The sequence below is a fragment of the Paraburkholderia sp. Ac-20336 genome, assembly GCF_017105025.1.
Taxonomy (GTDB): domain Bacteria; phylum Pseudomonadota; class Gammaproteobacteria; order Burkholderiales; family Burkholderiaceae; genus Paraburkholderia.
Genome location: NZ_JAAGPS010000068.1, coordinates 1 through 18753 on the forward strand (window position 1 = coordinate 1; position 18753 = coordinate 18753).

At 67.0% G+C, this 18753-nt stretch carries 16 protein-coding genes; 3 read left to right on the forward strand and 13 right to left on the reverse strand.

Annotated elements, in window-relative coordinates; translation table 11 throughout:
- The 6 genes from GXB81_RS19245 to GXB81_RS19270 form a co-directional block, all read right to left on the reverse strand.
- On the reverse strand, window positions 1-553 hold a 553-nt coding region (locus GXB81_RS19245), incomplete at its 3' end, for an SRPBCC domain-containing protein (protein WP_205990067.1).
- A 34-nt stretch (window positions 554-587) separates the two neighbouring features.
- A complete protein-coding gene (locus GXB81_RS19250) occupies window positions 588-968 on the reverse strand; it encodes a DUF427 domain-containing protein (protein ID WP_205990068.1) in 381 nt (126 codons plus the stop codon).
- Window positions 969-1179: 211 nt separating this feature from the next.
- A complete protein-coding gene (locus tag GXB81_RS19255; RefSeq protein ID WP_205990069.1) occupies window positions 1180-1677 on the reverse strand; it encodes a carboxypeptidase regulatory-like domain-containing protein in 498 nt (165 codons plus the stop codon).
- A gap of 265 nt (window positions 1678-1942) precedes the next feature.
- Complete coding sequence (locus GXB81_RS19260; RefSeq protein ID WP_167284011.1) at window positions 1943-3463, reverse strand: DegQ family serine endoprotease; 1521 nt, start codon at window positions 3461-3463, stop codon at window positions 1943-1945.
- A gap of 156 nt (window positions 3464-3619) precedes the next feature.
- Window positions 3620-4918, reverse strand: a complete 1299-nt coding sequence (locus tag GXB81_RS19265) for an ATP-binding protein (RefSeq protein ID WP_167283974.1) — start codon at window positions 4916-4918, stop codon at window positions 3620-3622.
- Window positions 4919-4922: 4 nt separating this feature from the next.
- Entirely contained in the window at window positions 4923-5585 is a 663-nt protein-coding gene (locus GXB81_RS19270; protein ID WP_167040856.1) for a response regulator, read from the reverse strand.
- A gap of 367 nt (window positions 5586-5952) precedes the next feature.
- Between GXB81_RS19270 and dacB the strand changes: the two genes are divergently transcribed.
- From dacB to GXB81_RS19285, 3 genes are all read left to right on the forward strand, one after another.
- Window positions 5953-7593 (forward strand): D-alanyl-D-alanine carboxypeptidase/D-alanyl-D-alanine-endopeptidase, encoded by a 1641-nt coding sequence (gene dacB, locus GXB81_RS19275; RefSeq protein ID WP_205990070.1) that lies wholly within the window; start codon window positions 5953-5955, stop codon window positions 7591-7593.
- Window positions 7594-7787: 194 nt separating this feature from the next.
- Complete coding sequence (locus GXB81_RS19280) at window positions 7788-8747, forward strand: sterol desaturase family protein (RefSeq protein WP_205990071.1); 960 nt, start codon at window positions 7788-7790, stop codon at window positions 8745-8747.
- A gap of 165 nt (window positions 8748-8912) precedes the next feature.
- Window positions 8913-10130 carry an SGNH/GDSL hydrolase family protein gene (locus GXB81_RS19285; protein ID WP_167283971.1) on the forward strand — a complete coding sequence of 406 codons (1218 nt, stop codon included), beginning with the start codon at window positions 8913-8915 and terminating at the stop codon, window positions 10128-10130.
- Window positions 10131-10197: 67 nt separating this feature from the next.
- On the opposite strand, the gene GXB81_RS19290 is transcribed toward GXB81_RS19285, so the two are convergent.
- The 7 genes from GXB81_RS19290 to GXB81_RS19320 all read right to left on the reverse strand — a co-directional run bounded on the left by GXB81_RS19290 (window position 10198) and on the right by GXB81_RS19320 (window position 18570).
- Window positions 10198-11256, reverse strand: coding sequence for an L-threonylcarbamoyladenylate synthase (locus GXB81_RS19290; RefSeq protein WP_167283970.1), 1059 nt, complete (start codon window positions 11254-11256; stop codon window positions 10198-10200).
- A 10-nt stretch (window positions 11257-11266) separates the two neighbouring features.
- A complete protein-coding gene (locus GXB81_RS19295; RefSeq protein WP_205990072.1) occupies window positions 11267-12463 on the reverse strand; it encodes a 5-(carboxyamino)imidazole ribonucleotide synthase in 1197 nt (398 codons plus the stop codon).
- Between the two features lie 111 nt (window positions 12464-12574).
- A complete protein-coding gene (gene purE / locus GXB81_RS19300; RefSeq protein ID WP_167040838.1) occupies window positions 12575-13093 on the reverse strand; it encodes a 5-(carboxyamino)imidazole ribonucleotide mutase in 519 nt (172 codons plus the stop codon).
- 65 nt (window positions 13094-13158) lie between these two features.
- Entirely contained in the window at window positions 13159-14049 is an 891-nt protein-coding gene (locus tag GXB81_RS19305) for a phosphoribosylaminoimidazolesuccinocarboxamide synthase (RefSeq protein WP_167040835.1), read from the reverse strand.
- A 145-nt stretch (window positions 14050-14194) separates the two neighbouring features.
- Window positions 14195-15259: a class II fructose-bisphosphate aldolase gene (gene fba, locus GXB81_RS19310; RefSeq protein WP_167040832.1), complete on the reverse strand. Its 1065-nt coding sequence runs from the start codon at window positions 15257-15259 to the stop codon at window positions 14195-14197.
- 193 nt (window positions 15260-15452) lie between these two features.
- Window positions 15453-16889 (reverse strand): pyruvate kinase, encoded by a 1437-nt coding sequence (gene pyk / locus GXB81_RS19315; protein WP_167283968.1) that lies wholly within the window; start codon window positions 16887-16889, stop codon window positions 15453-15455.
- Between the two features lie 487 nt (window positions 16890-17376).
- The gene (locus GXB81_RS19320; RefSeq protein ID WP_205990073.1) at window positions 17377-18570 is read right to left on the reverse strand and encodes a phosphoglycerate kinase; all 1194 of its coding nucleotides are present in this window, start codon (window positions 18568-18570) and stop codon (window positions 17377-17379) included.
- Window positions 18571-18753 lie beyond the last annotated feature (183 nt).

Sequence of the window (18753 nt, forward strand, 5' to 3'; positions counted from 1 at the left end):
CCAGCGCGATCGGGCGCAGAAACACGTGCTGCCGGCGCGCCGCCGCGCCGCGCGCGCGGTTCGGCCCCTTGCCGTGCTTGGCGCGCACGACGGCATCGAATTCGGTGAAAAAATCGTCGGCCAGCTGATGCAGCGCGTTTTCGAGTTGACGCACAGGCAGCTCGGCGAGAGGACCCGACGACGTCGCCCAGATCGTGTAGTCGATCCGTGTGCCGCGCTCCCGGCCGCTGCCATGCGCACTCTCGTCCGCCCGCAAACGCACTTCGATCTGGCCGCGCAAGGCGCCGATGCCTTGGGCACGCGCCTTGAAGTTGATGGTGCGGCGTTGCGCCTCCGCCGGGCCGGAATCTTGGCCGGCAACGTGAGCACGCACTTCGTAATGCGCGCGCAACGGGCCGAGCGGCACCGTCATGGTCAGCGCGTACTCGCCGTGAGCGAGGCGCGTGAGCGACTCGCAGTTGTCGAGGCTGGCACGCAACAGCGCGAGGTCCTGCAGCGCGTCCCAGACATCGGCCGGCGCAAGCGGAATCCGTAACGCATCGTTCAGTTCCATGACCACCTCCCCCGATAAACACGCGCCCGCCGGATCATGACGTCTGATCGATACGGTCGACGCGCGATGCGTAAAACGCCAGATACCCCTTGATTCGCTTCGCCTGTTCGAACGGCTCCTCGTAGCTCCATACCGCGTTTTCGACCAGGCCATTTTCGGTGCGCAGATGGAAGTACGACGCGTCGCCCTTGAACGGACAGTGCGACGTATGCGTCGAGCGTTCGAGCCGCGCCATGTTCACATGCGCGCGCGGGAAATAGAACACGTCCGGCAAGCCGGTTTCGCAGAGCGTCAACGCGGCCTGCGTATCGGCCATCGTCACGCCACCGTGAATCACGCGCACCCGGTGGGGGTTGTCGCGAATCACGATGGTGTGGCCGCCGGAATTTCCCGCAGATGTCGACGCATCGCTCATGTCCATGCTCCGTGATGGTGTGGGCCGGTTGGGCGGAATGCTGCAAGGCGCTGCCGCATGAACGACAAAGCCACGGGACGTGCCCGTGGCTTCATTATCGGCCAAACTCCAGTCGCTTGCGCGGCCGTCCCCTGCCGCAAGGAACCGGCACCGCGCATCCGGTCGCGCCAACCCGCAGGCCGCGGCGCCGAGCGGACCGCTTACTTCGCGTTCACTTCACGCTCCAGACGAACGCCGCCTTGACGTTGCCCCGCGCCTGGACCGTCACCGCGCGTGTCTGCTCGCTGCCGCTGTACTTCGCGTGCACGGTATAGCGGCCAAGGTGCAGCCTGACCAGCATGAACGGGCCGCGCGACGTCGCACTCAGGACCTCGCCGCCATGCGCATCGACGATGCGAACGTGGACGTCGGCGAGAAATTCGCCGTTCGGGCCGGTAAAGCGCAGCGCCAGCGGCCACTGGCTTTGCGCCCGTTGCAGCGCCCGCGACTCGTCGAGACCGACACCGCCCGACACGTACGACACGTTGCCCTGCTGCTGGGTTTGCGGCATGCCGCCACCGTTGACGTTGCCGGCGCTCGTGTTGTCGGTGGTCGAGCCGCCGGTCACGCCGCCTGCCTGCTGCGCGTACGCTCCGCCAGCCGGTCCGAGCGTGAGCGCCGCGCAGAGTGCAGCGGCTACGATCCTTCGCTGATTGCGTTGGGTTTTCATCGGTTCGCTCCTTGTTAAAGCCCTTGTCCGGTGTCCCTCGGTGGACCCGATCAAGGATCATGCAACCTGCGTGCCAACCGTCCGGTTGCGTCGACGGAAAAACGTCGCCCTTCGAGCGTTGGCGCGCGGTACAAGCGCGTGCGGTTCGCCAAAGGGACGGGCGAAAAAAATGCCGGTTCGTTGCAGCAAATGCAAAGAACCGGCAATCGCTACCAAAACTCGGCACGGATCGGGCGGGACATGATCGAACCGCCCGGCTCGACGATCAGCCGAGATCGACGGGCACGAAGATCTGCGCGTTGTCGCGCTGAATCAGCAGCGCGATGCTGTTGCCCGCGCCCGAAATCATCTGCTTGAGCTGATCGACGTTCGTGACGGGCCGGCCGTTGACGGCGAGAATCACGTCGCCCGGCTGGATGCCCGCGCTCGCGGCCGCCCCACCCGCCTGCTGCACGAGCAGACCATGCGACACCGACGCGCTGCTCTTTTCTTCCGGCGTCAGCGCGCGTACCGCCACGCCGAGGCGACCTTGCAGCTGGGTCTGCTGATCGGCCTTGCCCGCGGACGCAAGCTTCGCATCCGAGAACGAACCGATCGTCACCTTCACGTCCTTGGTGGATTTGTCGCGCCACACCTTCAGGGTTGCCGAAGTGCCCGGGGCAATGCCCGCGATCTGTGCCGGCAGATCCGACGAGTCGTTGACGTCGTCGCCGTTCACCGAGAGGATCACGTCGCCCGGCTGCAAACCGGCCTTGGCCGCCGGACCGCCCGGATCGACCGAGCTGACGAGCGCGCCTTGCGGCTTCTGCATGCCGAACGAATTAGCGAGCGTCTGGTTCATGCCCTGCACCGCGACACCGAGACGGCCGCGGCTCACATGGCCGGTCTTCACGAGATCGTCCTTGACCTTGATCGCCTCGTTGATCGGAATCGCAAACGACAGCCCCTGGAAGCCGCCGGTCTGCGAATAGATCATCGAGTTGATGCCGATGACTTCGCCCTGCAGGTTAAAGAGCGGGCCACCCGAATTGCCCGGATTCACCGGCACGTCGGTCTGGATGAACGGCGTGTAGTTCTCGTTCGGCAGCGAGCGCGACTTCGCGCTGATGATGCCCGAGGTCACGGTATTGTCGAAACCGTACGGCGAGCCGATCGCGACCACCCACTGACCGACCTTGCTCTGACGCGGATCGCCGATCTTCACGGTCGGCAGGTTGCTCGCGTCGATCTTCAGCACGGCGACGTCGGACTGCTTGTCGGCGCCGACCACCTTCGCCTTGAACTCGCGCTTGTCGGTGAGCTTCACGGTGACGACATTCGCGCCGTCGACCACGTGCGCATTGGTCAGGATGTAGCCGTCATTGCTGATGATGAAGCCGGAGCCGAGGCTCGCGCTCGGCTGGTCGGGTGCGTCGTCGCCATCGCCGCCTTGCATGCCCGGCATCCCGCCGAAGAAACGCTTGTAGAACTGATAGAACGGATCGTTCGGATCGATCGGCAACTGGTTGCCGCCGAAATTGCCACCGTTGTTGCCGCGCATCGCGGTCTGCTTGACCACGTGCTTCGCGCTGATGTTGACGACGGCCGGGCCGTAGGTTTCGACGAGGCCGGAGAAATCGGGGATGCCGGTCTTGGCGGCAGCTTCGGCGGGCATCATCGCAGCGGCCTGCGCGGGGGAGATGATCTGCGGTGCGGGCACATCGCGATGGCCCGCCACATAACCGGCTGACAGCGCGGCGGCGACAGCGACCGCAACGGCGCCGCGGGACAAGGTTTTCGCGTTCATCATGAGCTCCTGGCTGGAGAAAGTGACTTTGGATGTCGAGGAGCGTAAGGGGGATCGCTTAAAAGAGTCTTAAGCAGCGACAGATCGCGGGAACCTTATCGGCCGGGCTTGTCAGGCCATCGTGGCGGCCACGTTCCAGTGGCAAAAACGCGCTCGTCAGAAGCGCACGGTGACCTGCAAACCGCCGGCCGGCGCTTCGTCGAGCGACACTTGCGCATGCTGTTGCACGGCGATGCGGCGCACGATCGCAAGACCGAGGCCGCTGCCCGCCACATCGGTGCGCACGCGGTCCGCGCCGGCGCCCGCGCGATAGAAGCGGTCGAACACGCGCTCGCGATCCGCGGGAGCGATACCCGGTCCGCTATCGGCGATCCGCACGACCGGCCGCCCCCCCTCGACACGCAGGCTCACGTCGACCCGGCCGCCATGCGGCGTGTACTTGGTCGCGTTGTCGAGCAGATTGTTGAACATCACACGCAGCGCCTCGGCCTCGCCGGTCACGGTGGCGGCCTCGCTCGCCTCGATGCCGAGATCGACGCCGCGGTTCATCGCCAGCGGCGCATAGGTTGCGACGCAGTCCTGCAACAGTGCGCGCAGATCGAGCGCTTCGACCACCGCCACGCCGTCGGGCTCGGCACGCGCAAGCGCGAGCAACTGCTCGGCGAGGCGAGTGGCACGCGTCACGCCAGCCTGCAGATCAGCGAGCGCCTCGCCGCGCGCGGTTTCGTCCCGCGCGCGCGCCACCAGTTGCGACTGAATCTGCACGGCGGCAAGCGGCGTGCGCAATTCGTGCGCGGCATCGGCGACGAACGCCTTCTGGATGTCGAGCGCGGTCGCCAGCCGTTCGAGCAGCCCGTTCAACGCGCGCACGAGCGGCTGCACCTCAAGCGGCAGACGCTGGTCCGGCAACGGCTCCAGTGCTTCCGGATGACGCGCGTCGAGCGCGCTCGTCACGCGCCGCAACGGCTTCAGCCCGCGTCCGACGATCACCCACACCGCGAGCCCGAGCAGCGGCAGCAGCACGATCAGCGGCCACAGCGTGCGCAGCGCCACGTTCGCGGCGAGCCGGTTGCGCACCGACAGCGGCTGCGCGAGCTGCACGACATTGTCGCCGACGATCGCGCCATACACGCGCCATTCGCCGCGATCCGTGCTCTCGGTCGAAAAGCCGAGTTCGGCGCGCGGCGCGAGCGGCGCACGCGGGCGCGAGTAGTACATCAGCATGCCGTTGCGATTCCAGATCTGCAGCACGATGCCTTCGTCGCCGGTATCGCGCCCGAGCACCTGCGAAAACGGCTCGGCCGGCAGCGCGGCGGCGATCTGCTCGAGCTGATAGTCGAACAGCTCGTTCGCCTCGGCAAGCGCCTGGCGGTAAATCAGCCATCCCGCGATGCCGACGCCGAGCAGCACGATCGCGATCAGCCAGATCAGCAGTTGACGGCGGATCGAGCGCATCGGCTCAGGCTTCCTTCGCGATCATGTAGCCGAGTCCGCGCACGTTGCGGATCAGTTCGGCACCGAGCTTCTTGCGCAACGCGTGGATGTAGACCTCGACGGTATTGCTGCCGATCTCCTCGCCCCAGCCGTACATCTTTTCTTCGAGCTGGCTTTTCGACAGCACCGCGCCCGGCCGCGCGAGCAACGCCTCGAGCAGGGCGAATTCGCGCGCCGACAAGGCGACCGGCGCGCCGTCGAGCGTGACCTGGTGCGCGGCCGGATCGAGGGTCAGCGTGCCGTGGCGAATCGTCGAATCGCTGCGGCCGGAATGACGGCGGATCAGCGCGCGCATGCGTGCGCCGAGTTCGTCGAGATCGAAAGGTTTGACAAGGTAATCGTCGGCGCCGGCGTCGAGGCCCTTGACGCGGTCGGCGACCGCATCGCGCGCGGTGACGATCAGCACCGGCAGCGCATGGCCGCGCGTGCGCAGCGTACGCAGCACTTCGAGTCCATCGCGCTTGGGCAGGCCGAGGTCGAGCAGCGCCAGATCGTAAGGCTGGCTGGCTACCGCATGCAGCGCCGCTTCGCCGTCCTCGACCCAATCGACGGCAAAGCCTTCGCCGCGCAGCGCCTTGCGCACGCCCTCGGCGATCATCCGGTCATCTTCGACAAGCAGGATGCGCATGATTGTCCGTTCCGAAACGTTCGATGATGCCGCATTCTAGCGCCCGCCTCCAGGCTGCGCGCCGCCCCGCGCTTTTTTCACCGCAGCGGCATGGCATGTCACTACAATGAGCGCTTTGCGCCGCGCGGCGGCCGCACGGTTTCGAGCGGTCGCGCGCGACGTCTCGCGCAGGCCGGACGTATCGACCGGCTCCGGCGTTTGCACGGACCGCAAGGCCGCGCTGCTCCGCCCGCCCGTCATGCGACGGCTGGCGGGACACGCGGCGCGACACCGTCAGACAGGCCGGTCGCCGCAGCCGTGCTCCACCCGTGCGCGTGCCCTGAAATTTTGCCCGTTTTTGCCCGTTCGTTTGCTTCCTCGCCCGTTCATGACGCCTGCCTTTCTGTCTTCCGTCGCACGCCGTGTCGCGTCGCGGCCGCACCGCTCCCCCGCTTTCGCCACGCTCATGCCGAGCCGCCTCGTGGCGCGCCCGGCTGCCTGGCTTCTTGTCGCCGCGCTCGGCGCGGCCGCTCTGCCGCCGCACACGGCCGAGGCGCGCGTCAAGACCACGCATCCCGGCGTGAACGTCACCACGGTGCTGCCGCCGCAGGTGATGGCCGGCCTGCATCGCGCGCACGTGCCGCTGTCGTCGATCAGCGTAGTCGTCGAGAAAGTCGGCGACCGCACGCCGATCCTCGCGCTGAACGCCGGCAAGCCGATGCTGCCCGCCTCGACGATGAAGCTCGTCACCACTTACTCCGGCCTGTCGATTCTCGGCCCCGACTACCGCTGGCGCACGAGCGCGTACTCGGACGGCACGCTCGACGCGAGCGGCGTGCTGCACGGCAATCTGTACATCCAGGGCACCGGCGACCCGAAGCTCGTGCCCGAGGAACTGATCGATCTCGTGCAGAAGATCCACAAGGCGGGCATCACCGGCATCGACGGTGCGCTCGTGCTCGACAAGCGCTACTTCGATCCGTCGACGCGCGACCTGCCGCCGTTCGACGACGACACCACCGCGCCGTACAACGTCGGCCCCGATCCGCTGCTCTACGCGTTCAAGTCGCTGTCGTTCACGCTGACGCCATCGGCGGACGGCACGGTGGCGATCGACGTGCTTCCCGCGCTCGCGCAGTTGCGCATCGACAACCAGCTGCACGCGACGAACGGCCCGTGCCGCGGCGAAGCGCCAACGCCGAGCGTCACGCCGCAGCCCGACGGCACGCTCGTCGCGTCGTTCACCGGCGACCTCTCGATGCGCTGCGACGCGCGCACGGTCAACGTTGCCGTGCTCGATCACTCGGCGTTCTTCGCGGGCGGCTTCCTCGCGCTGTGGCAGCAAACCGGCGGCACCTTCCACGGCGCGACACGCGAAGGCGCGGTGCCGCTCGGCGCGAAGCTCGTCGCGACGCACGAAGGGCCGGTGCTGTCCGACATCGTTCGCGATATCAACAAGTTCAGCAACAACACGATGGCGCGCAACCTGTTCCTGACGATCGGCGCCGTCGAGGAGCACGCTCCCGCGACCCCGGCGAAATCCGTGCGCGCCGTCGAGGACTTCCTGCGCCGCGACAGCCTGAACACGGAGTACCTGACGCTCGAAAACGGCTCGGGCCTCTCGCGCGACGAGCACGTCACCGCGCTCATGCTCGCCGATCTGCTGCAGCGCGCCAACGCGAGTCCGGTCGCGCAGGTGTTCGTCGAATCGCTGCCGATCGCCGGCGTCGACGGCACGATGCGCAACCGCCTGACCAACCAGGGCGCGGGCGGCAACGCGCACATCAAGACCGGCACGCTGCGCGACGTGCGCGCGATCGCCGGCTACGTGGCATCGGCCGACGGCAACAGCTACATCGTGGTGAGCCTGATCAACGATCCGCATTCGGAAGCCGCGCGCGCCGCGCACGACGCGCTGCTCGAATGGGTCTACGACGGCCCCTCGCAAGGCTTCACGAAAGTCTCCGCGCCGCTCGAAGAACCGCGTGCAACACCCAGCAAAAAACCGCGCAAGCGCGCCGGCCACTGAGTATTCCTTCTAGCGACGCCGCACGCGGCGAGCGCCCTAACCGTGTACGCTGTCGGGCAGCATGCGGCGCGCAACAGCGCGCGCCTGCCGCACAGGCCGCGTGATCCACCTCAGGATCACGCGGCCCACACCAACGATAACGACACCACCCGTCGCGCACCGCACGACGGTCAGGGACCAGGAACGGAGACACGATGCAATTCGACGCCGAATTGCTGCTGCTCGCGATGGCGCCCGTCTTTCTCGCCTGCATCGGCTGGGAGGCGTGGCACGCGAGCCGTACGCGCCCGGCCGAGCGGCTCTACAGCTGGCGCGACACGCTGTGCAACGCCGCGCTCGCGATCATGCAACAGGCCGCCGACAAGCTCGCGTGGCTCGCGATCATCCCTGTCTACGCGTTTTTCTACGAGCATGACCGCCTTCATACCTGGCCGGCGAGCTGGATGTCGTTCGTCGTCCTGTTCGTCGCGCAGGACCTGCTCTATTACGTGTTTCACCGCTGCAGCCATCGCGTGCGCTGGCTGTGGGCCGCGCATGTCGTGCATCACTCGTCGGAGCGGATGAATTTTTCGACCGCGTTCCGCCAGAGCCTGATGTACCCGGTCGCCGGCATGTGGGTGTTCTGGATTCCGCTCGCGGTCCTCGGCTTCCCGCCGAAGCAGATCGTCGCGATCGTGCTCATCAATCTCGGCTTCCAGTTTTTCGTGCATACGCAGATGATCGGCAAGCTCGGCTGGCTCGAATACGTGTTCAATACGCCGTCGATCCACCGCGTGCATCACGCGCGCAACGCGCGCTACATCGATCGCAACTACGCAGGCGTGCTGGTGATCTGGGACCGTCTGTTCGGCAGCTACGTCGACGAAGATCCGCACGAGGCTCCGCAGTACGGCATCGTCGAGCCGCTGCACACGCATAACCCACTGAAGGCGACGTTTCACGAATGGGCTTCGATGGCCGCCGATTTCGCGAGCGTGCGCGGCTGGCGCGACAAGTGGCGCGCACTGTTCGCGCCGCCCGCGTGGGCCGCCGCCTATCACGTGCGGCGGCAGGCGGCCGGCCCTACGGAGCCGGCCACGCCGAACGCCTATGCACAGACACGCGCTCACGCGCATCCGGGCACGGAATCGGGCAAGACGATGGGAACACGATAAATCGGGCAAGCGCCGATCGGTCCGGCTCGAACACGATTCAAATTCATACGGCCATGTTCCGGAAACCGTAGAAGATTCTGTAAGCTGTCGTCACGCCGCCGACGCGACGGACGCCGCCTGCAACACATGGCATAAGGGCCACACATACGAGGAGATGTCGTCAACATGAACCAAGCAGCTTCGAAGAAACAGCAATGGGTCCGCGTCACGCAGATCGCCGTGGCGAGCGCGGCATTCGCCGCCCTGGCGGCGTGCGGCGGCGGTGGCGACGACAACAGCAACGCGAGCAGCACGCCGCCGGGTGGCGTCAAGCTGCAGATCGTCTCGTTCGGCGACAGCCTCTCGGACGTCGGCACCTACGGCCCGTCCGTCCAGGCGAGCGTCGGCACGGGCGGCGGCCGCTTCACGACGAACCCGGGCGAAGTCTGGACGCAGAAGGTCGCCGAGTACTACGGCGACACGCTGAGCGCCGCCTACGTCGGCGGCTTCGGCCAGCCGCTCACCGCGAACGGCGGCCTCGGCTACGCACAAGGCGGCTCGCGGGTCGATCTGCAGCCGGGCGAAGGCTACGCGCCGAACAACCTCGCCGCGACGACGGTGCCGATCACGGCCCAGGTCACCGAGTACCTGAGCGCGCACGGCAGCTTCAACGCGAACCAGCTCGTGCTGATGAACGGCGGCGCGAACGACGTCTTCATCCAGGCGCAAGCGGTCTCGGATGCCGGCACGGCGGCGGCAACCCAGGTGCTCGAAAGCGGCGGCACCGCGGCCGACGCGCAGACGGCCGCCGCGACGGCCTCGCAGGCGGCAACGGTGAACGCGCTGCAGGCGATCGGCGTCGCGGCGGCCACGTTCGTCGGCACGGTGCAGAAGGTGATCGCATCCGGCGCGACGCATGTGGTGGTGTCGGACATCCCCGATATCGCGCAGACGCCGCAAGGTCTCCAGGCCGGCGCGCAAGGCCAGGCGCTCTTCAGCGCGCTGGTCCAGACCTATAACGGCGTGCTGCAGCAGCAGCTTGCGTCGAACAAGCAGGTCATCTACGTGAGCGCCTACGCGTGGCAGGACCAGACGATGGCGAACTATCAGTCGCTAGGCTTCACGGTTTCGAATACGGGTACCGCGTGTAACCTGACGTCGATGGCCACCAACGCAACCAATTACGCGACGAAGAATCCCGCTGTGCTCCTGCCGGGACAGACGGCCGCGGCGTTCGGCAGCGCATTCGCGTCGTCGCTGTTCTGCTCGCCGCAAACCTACACGGTGGCCGGCGCGGACCAGACCTATATGTTCGCGGACCTCGTGCACCCGACCACGCATCTGCATTTGCTGTTTGCGCAGCAGGTCGAGAAGCAGGTCGCGGCGAGCGGGCTTGGGAAGTAAAGGGGGATTCGGGCGCGGGGCTGGCGTGTTTGCCGCGCCATGAAGTCGAGCGTAGCGAACGATACGCTCAGCCCTGCGCCTCGAAAGCCGCCGCCGCGCGCCCGAGCCGGTCGTTGACCGCGATCCATTCGATCGTGTCGGGCAGCTTCTCGATCAGAATCCGCGTGACGTTCGCGCGATCGAGCGCCCGCAGCAGACCATACAGCTCGCGAGCGTAAGCATGCGGGTCTTCCGGCGCGGCGACGAAATGCACGCCTTCGGCGTCGGCCCAACGCCCGGCACGCGACGCCCGCGCGACCAGGGCCACGCGCTCGCCGGTCTCGCGCACCGCGAGCAGCGGCTCCAGCTCGCCGAACGGCAGCAGCGCGAGCGGCGTGCGCGGCGCGTAATGCGCCTTCAGCGTGCCGGACGCGCGCGGTGCCGTCGCATCGGAGCCATCGGGCAGACGCGGCGCTTCGCCAAGCACGTCGGCGATATCCTGCGGCGTGACGCGGCCCGGCCTCAGCAGCGCCGGAAAACCGCGCGACAGGTCGAGAATCGTCGACTCGATCCCGACATCCGACGCGCCGCCGTCGAGCACATGAATCGCGCTGCCGAACTCGTCGCGCACATGCTGCGCGGTGGTCGGGCTCACATGACCGAAGCGGTTCGCCGACGGCGCGGCCACTCCGCCATGCCCGCCGCGCAATGCGCTAAATGCCTCGAGTAAAGCCTGCGCCACCGGATGCGACGGACAGCGCAGCCCCACCGAATCCTGCCCGCCGCTGACCGCCGCGGGAATATGCGCGGCACGCTTGAGGATCAGCGTGAGCGGCCCCGGCCAGAACGCGTCGATCAGGCGCTGCGCCTCGCCCGGCAAATGCTCGACCCAGTAGTTCGGATCGCCCTGCGGCGCCAGATGCACGATGACCGGATGATTGGCGGGCCGCCCCTTCGCCGCGTAAATGCGCGCAACCGCGTCGGGGCTCTCGGCGTCGCCGCCAAGGCCGTACACGGTCTCGGTCGGGAACGCGACGAGACCGCCCGCGTCGAGCAGCGCGGCCGCGTGCCCGATCTGCGCGGCGCTGACCGGCAACGCATTGGCGGCGCTCGCGGAGTCTTCGGCGGGTTTCTGTTGATCCGGCATGGCGCGCGCGTCAGTTCGTGATGATGCGCAGCAGCCGCGCGCAATCGCGCGCCGCCGTGCGGGCTTCTTCGAGCGTCGGCGCCGTAAAGTTCACGTGACCCATCTTGCGGCCGCAACGCGCCTCTTCCTTGCCGTACAGATGCAGGCGCGCGGCCGGCATCGCGGCGACTTCCTGCCACGGCGGCGTGACCGCCGCGCGCTTCGGACCATCCGGGAACCACACGTCGCCGAGGATGTTCAGCATGACCGCCGGCGAATGCTGACGCGTGTCGCCGAGCGGCATGCCGGTCATCGCGCGCACCTGCTGCTCGAACTGGCTCGTCGCGCAGGCGTCGACCGTGTAGTGGCCGGAGTTGTGCGGGCGCGGCGCCATTTCGTTGGCGACGAGCGAGCCGTCTTCGAGAATGAAGAACTCGACGCACAGCACGCCGACATAGCCGAGCTTCTCGGCGATCTGCAGCGCGGCCTGTTGCGCCTGCTGCACGAGTGCGGGCGAGGCGTCCGGCGCGGGCACGATGGTGTGCGACAGCACGCCGTCGCGATGCGTGTTCTGCGCGAGCGGATAAACGACCGACGCCCCGCTCGCCGCGCGCGCGATCAGCGCCGATACCTCGAACTTCAGCGGCAGACGCTTTTCGAGCACGCACGGCACGCCGCCGAGCGATGCATGTGCCTCGCGCACTTCCTCGGCGTTGCGCACGCGGACCTGGCCTTTGCCGTCGTAGCCCAGGCGCGCCGTTTTCAGGATGCCGGGCAGCACGGCTTCGAGCTGAGCGTTGTCGAGCGCGGCAAGCGCATCCGACGATTCGATCACGACGTGCGGCGCCACCGTCACGCCCGACGACGCGATGAAGCGCTTCTCGGCGATCCGGTCCTGCGCGACGGCGACGCACCGCCCCGCCGGGCTCACGAAGGTGGTCTTCGCGAGAAAATCGAGGCTCGCGGCCGGCACGTTCTCGAATTCGGTCGACACCGCCGCGCACAGCCGCGCGAGTTCGGTCAGCGCCACTTCATCGTCGTAGGCCGCGCGCAGGTGGCGATCGGCGACCGCGCCGGCCGGACTGGTTTCGTCCGGATCGAGCACGGCGACGCGATAGCCCATCGCCTGGGCGGCAAAGCAGAACATGCGGCCGAGCTGGCCGCCACCGACCATGCCAAGCCATGCGCCGGGCAGAATCGGTGAAACCGGTGTGTTGTCTGGGTTCATCTTGGTGGTCGGTCGCGGCCGGATACGCCTTGCGCTCATGCGGCGAGCGGCGGGCATCCCGGCCGGGGGTCGGACAGGAGACGTCCTGGTCTTTAAAAACAACCGGCGCGCTTACAGCGCCGGCAATACCATCGCGTGAGCCGCTTCGTTCTGGCGCACGCGGAATGCTGCGAGCTTGTCCGCGTATTCGGCGCTGGTGCCGGACAGCAGCGACACCGCGAACAACGCCGCGTTCGCGGCTCCCGCCTCGCCGATCGCAAACGTCGCGACCGGCACGCCCTTGGGCATCTGCACGATCGAATGCAGCGAATCGACACCCTTCAGATACTTGCTCGCGACCGGCACGCCGAGCACCGGCACCGTGGTCTTGGCGGCCAGCATACCCGGCAGATGCGCCGCGCCGCCCGCGCCCGCGATGATCGCGCGGATGCCGCGCCCGCGCGCGCTTTCGGCATAGGCAAACATTTCGTCAGGCATGCGATGCGCGGACACGACCTTCGCTTCGTACGGCACGCCGAATTCCTGCAGGATCGCGACGGCGTTCTTCATGACTTCCCAGTCGGAACTGGAGCCCATCAGCACGCCGACGACCGGCGCGTCATGCGTATGGGCGGTTTGTGCTTCACTCATCTCTACGGCTTCCTTGCTTCCTTGTTTCCGGGCAATGCGCGCCTGACGCGGCGCGCGCAATCCGATCAGTCGAGCGTGTGCCCGGTCAGGCGCTCGAGCGCTTCCTGGTATTTCTCGCCCGTTTTCGCGACCACGTCGTCCGGCAGCTTCGGTGCCGGCGGCTCTTTCTTCCACGGCTGGGTTTCGAGCCAGTCGCGCACGAACTGCTTGTCGAACGACGGCGGGTTGGTGCCGACCTGGTACTCGTCCGCCGGCCAGAAGCGCGACGAATCGGCGGTCAGCGCCTCGTCCATCAGGTACAGCTTGCCGTGATTGTCCAGACCGAATTCGAACTTCGTGTCCGCGATGATGATGCCGCGCGTCGCGGCGTAATCGGCGGCTTCCTTGTACAGGCGGATCGAGATGTCGCGGATCGTGGCCGACAGTTCGGTGCCGATGCGGCGCTCCATCTCGTCGTAGGTGATGTTTTCGTCGTGGTGGCCCATCTCGGCCTTGGCGGCCGGCGTGAAGATCGGCTCGGGCAGCTTCTGCGCGTTCTGCAGGCCCGGCGGCAGTTGCACGCCGCACACCGAGCCGGTGGCCTGGTAATCCTTCCAGCCGCTGCCGGCCAGATAGCCGCGCACCACCGCTTCGACGAGAATCGGCTCCAGACGCTTGACGACCACCGCGCGGCCCTTGACCTGCTCGACTTCGTCCGGCGCGACCACCGACTCGGGCGCGACGCCCGTCAGGTGATTCGGCACCACGTGCTTGAGCTTCTCGAACCAGAAGTTCGCCATCGCGTTGAGCACGCGGCCCTTGTTCGGAATCGGCTCGCCCATGATGACGTCGAACGCCGACAGACGGTCGGTCGTGACGATCAGCAACTGGTCGTTGCCCACCGCATAGTTGTCGCGGACTTTACCGCGGCCGAGCAGCGGCAGCGAGCGGAGCGTGGATTCGTAGAGGGTAGACATCGTCGTGATTCGCTAAAAGTGGGGCAAAAAGTGTGACCGGAACAAAAGGGAAACGCCGTTCCCCCGATGATGCGGGAACGGCGATCTAACGACAACCTGGCCAAACGGCCAGCAGGCCGGGCGAAAAGCCGGCTGGAACGACAGCTTAGCGGACGACTTGCGCGAGCTCGCCCGACTTGTACTTCTCCGCGATTTTATCAAGCGAGACCGGCTTGATCTTGCCGGCCTGGCCTTCGCAGCCGAATTGCGTGTAGCGGTCGATACAGACCTTCATCGCCGCTTCGCGCGCCGGCTTCAGGTAGTCGCGCGGATCGAACTTGCCCGGGTTGGTCGCCATGTAGCGGCGGATCGCGCCCGTGATCGCGAGACGCAGGTCGGTGTCGATGTTGACCTTGCGCACGCCGTGGCGAATGCCTTCCTGGATTTCCTCGACCGGCACGCCGTAGGTTTCCTTCATGTCGCCGCCGAATTCGCGAATCTCGGCCAGCAGTTCCTGCGGCACCGACGACGAGCCGTGCATCACGAGGTGCGTGTTCGGAATGCGCGCGTGAATTTCCTTGATGCGTGCGATCGAGAGAATGTCGCCCGTCGGCTTCTTGCTGAACTTGTAGGCGCCGTGCGAGGTGCCGATCGCGATCGCCAGCGCGTCGCACTGGGTCAGCTTGACGAAGTCGGCGGCCTGTTCCGGATCGGTCAGCAGCTGCTCGCGCGTCATCGTGCCTTCGGCGCCGTGGCCGTCTTCCTTGTCGCCCTTCATCGTTTCGAGCGAACCGAGCACGCCCAGCTCCGCTTCGACCGTGACGCCGATCGAGTGCGCCGCTTCGACAACCTTGCGCGACACCTCGACGTTGTACTCGTACGAGGCGACCGACTTGCCGTCGGCTTCGAGCGAGCCGTCCATCATCACGCTCGTGAAGCCGCTGCGGATCGCCGCCATGCAGACCGCCGGCGACTGGCCGTGATCCTGGTGCATCACGACCGGGATGTGCGGATACGATTCGACCGCCGCTTCGATCAGGTGACGCAGGAACGGCTCGCCCGCGTACTTACGCGCGCCGGCCGATGCCTGCATGATGACCGGGGCGTTGACCTTGTCGGCCGCGGCCATGATCGCCTGCACCTGCTCCAGGTTGTTCACGTTGAACGCCGGCAGGCCGTAGCCGTTTTCGGCAGCATGGTCCAGCAGTTGACGCATTGATACGAGAGGCATGCTGTAACTCCTTAGATTGAAACGAATTCTTTTGTCGTCGGCATCTTTTGCGGCGATTCTATCGCGAAGCAGGCGGCGTTCCCGGGCTCGCAACGGCGTTTTGGTGCGCCGTCGCACACGAGCCATACGGATGCCGGGGTGCCGGCCTGCTTCGCTCAATCGGACCTGTGCCGATCGAGCGGGTCCTACCCGATCAGTACGGTTCGCCAACCCGCACGATCTTCAACGTGTTGGTGCCGCCGGCCTGGCCCATCGGCTCGCCGACCGTCAGCACGACCATGTCGCCATGCGACGCATAGCCCTTGCGGACCACGGTTTCGAGCGCCTGCTGCAAGGCGGTGTCGCGGTCGGTGTTGGTGTCCAGATGCAGCGAGGTCACGTTGCGGTACAGCGCCATCGCCCGCTCGCTGCCGACGCGCGGCGTCAGCGCGAAAATCGGCACGTGGGTCCAGTGGCGCGACATCCACAGCGCGGTCGAGCCCGACTCGGTCAGCGCGACGATCGCCTTCGCGCCGAGGTGATAGGCCGTGAATAACGCGCCCATCGCGATCGACTGGTCGATGCGCGTGAACGTGCGGTCGAGGAAGTCCTTGTCGAGTTCCGACTGCTCCGACTTCTCGGCTTCGAGACAGATCGCGGCCATCGTCTCGATGGTCTGCACCGGATACTTGCCCGCCGCCGATTCCGCCGACAGCATCACCGCGTCGGTGCCGTCGAGCACCGCGTTCGCGACGTCCGACACTTCCGCGCGGGTCGGCACGGGTGCGTGGATCATCGACTCCATCATCTGCGTCGCGGTAATCACGAACTTGTTCGACTCGCGCGCCATGCGGATCATGCGCTTTTGCAGCGCCGGCACCGCGGCATTGCCGACTTCGACGGCCAGATCGCCGCGCGCGACCATGATGCCGTCCGACGCGTCGAGAATGCCCTGCAGCGCCGGAATCGCTTCGGCGCGCTCGATCTTCGCGATCATCTTCGGCTTGATGCCGTACGGCGCGCCAGCGATGTTCGAGAGCTGGCGCGCCATTTCCATGTCGGTGGCGTTCTTCGGAAACGACACCGCGATGAAATCGACGCCGAGCGACATCGCCGTGCGGATGTCTTCCATGTCTTTCGCGGTCAGCGCGGGCGCCGACAGCCCGCCGCCCTGGCGGTTGATGCCCTTGTTGTTCGACAGCTCGCCGCCAACCTTCACGATCGTATGGATCTCGTTGCCGATCAGGCGCTGCACGTCCAGCACGATCAGGCCGTCGTTGAGCAGCAGCACGTCGCCCGGCTTCAGGTCGCGCGGCAGGTCCTTGTAGTCGAGGCCGACGCGCTCGTCGTTGCCGAGCTCGCAGTCGGCGTCGAGGATGAACGGATTGCCGACGACGAGCGTCGTGCGGCCGCTCTCGAACTTGCCGACGCGGATCTTCGGCCCCTGCAGGTCGGCCATGATGGCGACTTCACGGCCGGCCTGGCGAGCCGCCTCGCGCACGAATTCGGCGCGCTGGCGGTGGTCGTCGGCGGTGCCGTGCGAGAAATTGAGCCGCACGACATCCAGCCCCGCACGAATCATTTGCAGCAGGATTTCCGGTGTGCTGGAAGCCGGACCGATAGTAGCGACAATCTTGGTGGCGCGATGCATGAGTCTCCTCGTCTGGATGGGATCGCTGGAAAGAGCACTGGGGGGCTGCTGCGGAGTCGGCGCATCGAAAGATGCTGCGTGGGGTCGCGCGCCGGCTGTGACCGGGGTCGCTTTGTGGGGTAATACGGGTGATGCGGTATGCGTGACCGGCGCCTCGCGCGCCGGGGTGTGGCCGTGCTGCTTGCCGGAAGGCTGTGCCGGCGGGGTCGAATCTGTTTGAGTGGAGTCGGTGCGGGGCGTTGGCGGCTGCTCCGCGCCGGCGGCGAGGGCATGCTCCGCAACCGGCTCCGCGGCCGCTCCGGCAACTGGCTCCGGTTCAGTGGTCACTGGCGCTGCCGGCACCTCGCCAGCCACCTCCTGTTCCGCCGTTGCCCGCACAGCGGTCGCGCGTGCCACGCGCTCCCCTGCCGTCGCTGCCGCGTTACCGCGCGGCGCTTGCGCGCCTCGCGCCTTGGTCGACTTCGCCGATGGGGAGCGCGCCGCCACGTTAAGCCCGCGATTCCAGAACTTCGACCGCTGGCAGCTTCTTGCCCTCGAGGAATTCGAGGAACGCGCCGCCACCCGTCGAAATGTAGCTGACCTGGTCGTGGATGCCGTACTTGGCGATCGCCGCGAGCGTGTCGCCGCCGCCGGCGATCGAGAACGCCGCCGAACGCGCGATCGCGTCCGCGAGCGTCTTCGTGCCGTTGCCGAACTGGTCGAACTCGAACACGCCGACCGGGCCGTTCCACACGACCGTGCCGGCCTTTTCGAGCTGCGCGGCAAGCGCCTGCGCGGTCTGCGGACCGATGTCGAGGATCATGTCGTCGTCCTCTACGTCGGCGACGGCCTTCACTTCGGCCTTCGCGGTCGGCGAGAACGCCTTGGCCGTGACCACGTCGGTCGGGATCGGCACCGAGGCGCCGCGCGCCTTGGCCGCGTCGATGATCGCCTTCGCTTCGGCGACGAGATCGGCCTCGGCGAGCGACTTGCCGATCTTCAGGCCGGCCGCGAGCATGAACGTATTGGCGATGCCGCCGCCGACGATCAGCTGATCGACCTTCTCGGCGAGCGACTTCAGGATGGTCAGCTTGGTCGACACCTTCGAGCCCGCGACGATCGCGACGAGCGGACGCTTCGGTGCGCCGAGCGCCTTGCCGAGCGCTTCGAGTTCGGCGGCGAGCAGCGGACCCGCGCAGGCCACCGGCGCGTACTTCGCGATGCCGTGGGTGGTCGCTTCGGCGCGGTGCGCGGTGCCGAATGCGTCGTTCACGTAGATATCGCAGAGCTTCGCCATTTTCTGCGCGAGCTCGTCGGAATCCTTCTTTTCGCCCTTGTTGACGCGGCAGTTTTCGAGCAGCACGACCGAGCCCGGCGCCACGTCGACGCCGTTTTCGACCCAGTTGGCGACGAGCGGCACGTCGCGGCCGAGCAGTTCGGCGAGGCGCTTCGCGACCGGCGCGAGCGAGTCTTCGGGCTTGAAATCGCCTTCGGTCGGGCGGCCGAGGTGCGAGGTGACCATCACGGCGGCGCCGGCGGCGAGCGCGGCCTCGATGGCCGGCACGGAAGCGCGGATGCGGGTGTCTTCGGTGATGTTGCCTTGATCGTCCTGCGGCACGTTCAGATCGGCGCGGATGAACACACGTTGGCCGGACAGCTTGCCTTCGGCGATCAGGTCGGAGAGACGCAATACCTTGTTCATGGGCTTGAGTATGCGAGTGGATGAGAAGGCGGTGGCGGACTGCGCGCGGGGCGCTGCGCGGCGAACTCCAGCGCCGCGGCCCGGCGGCTCCGCGGGATTGGGCGCCGGCGGGATCGCCGCGGCACGGGCGCCTTGCTGCGGCGCGCTCAACCCGGAAAGCGGCATTTTAACTGATCCAAACGG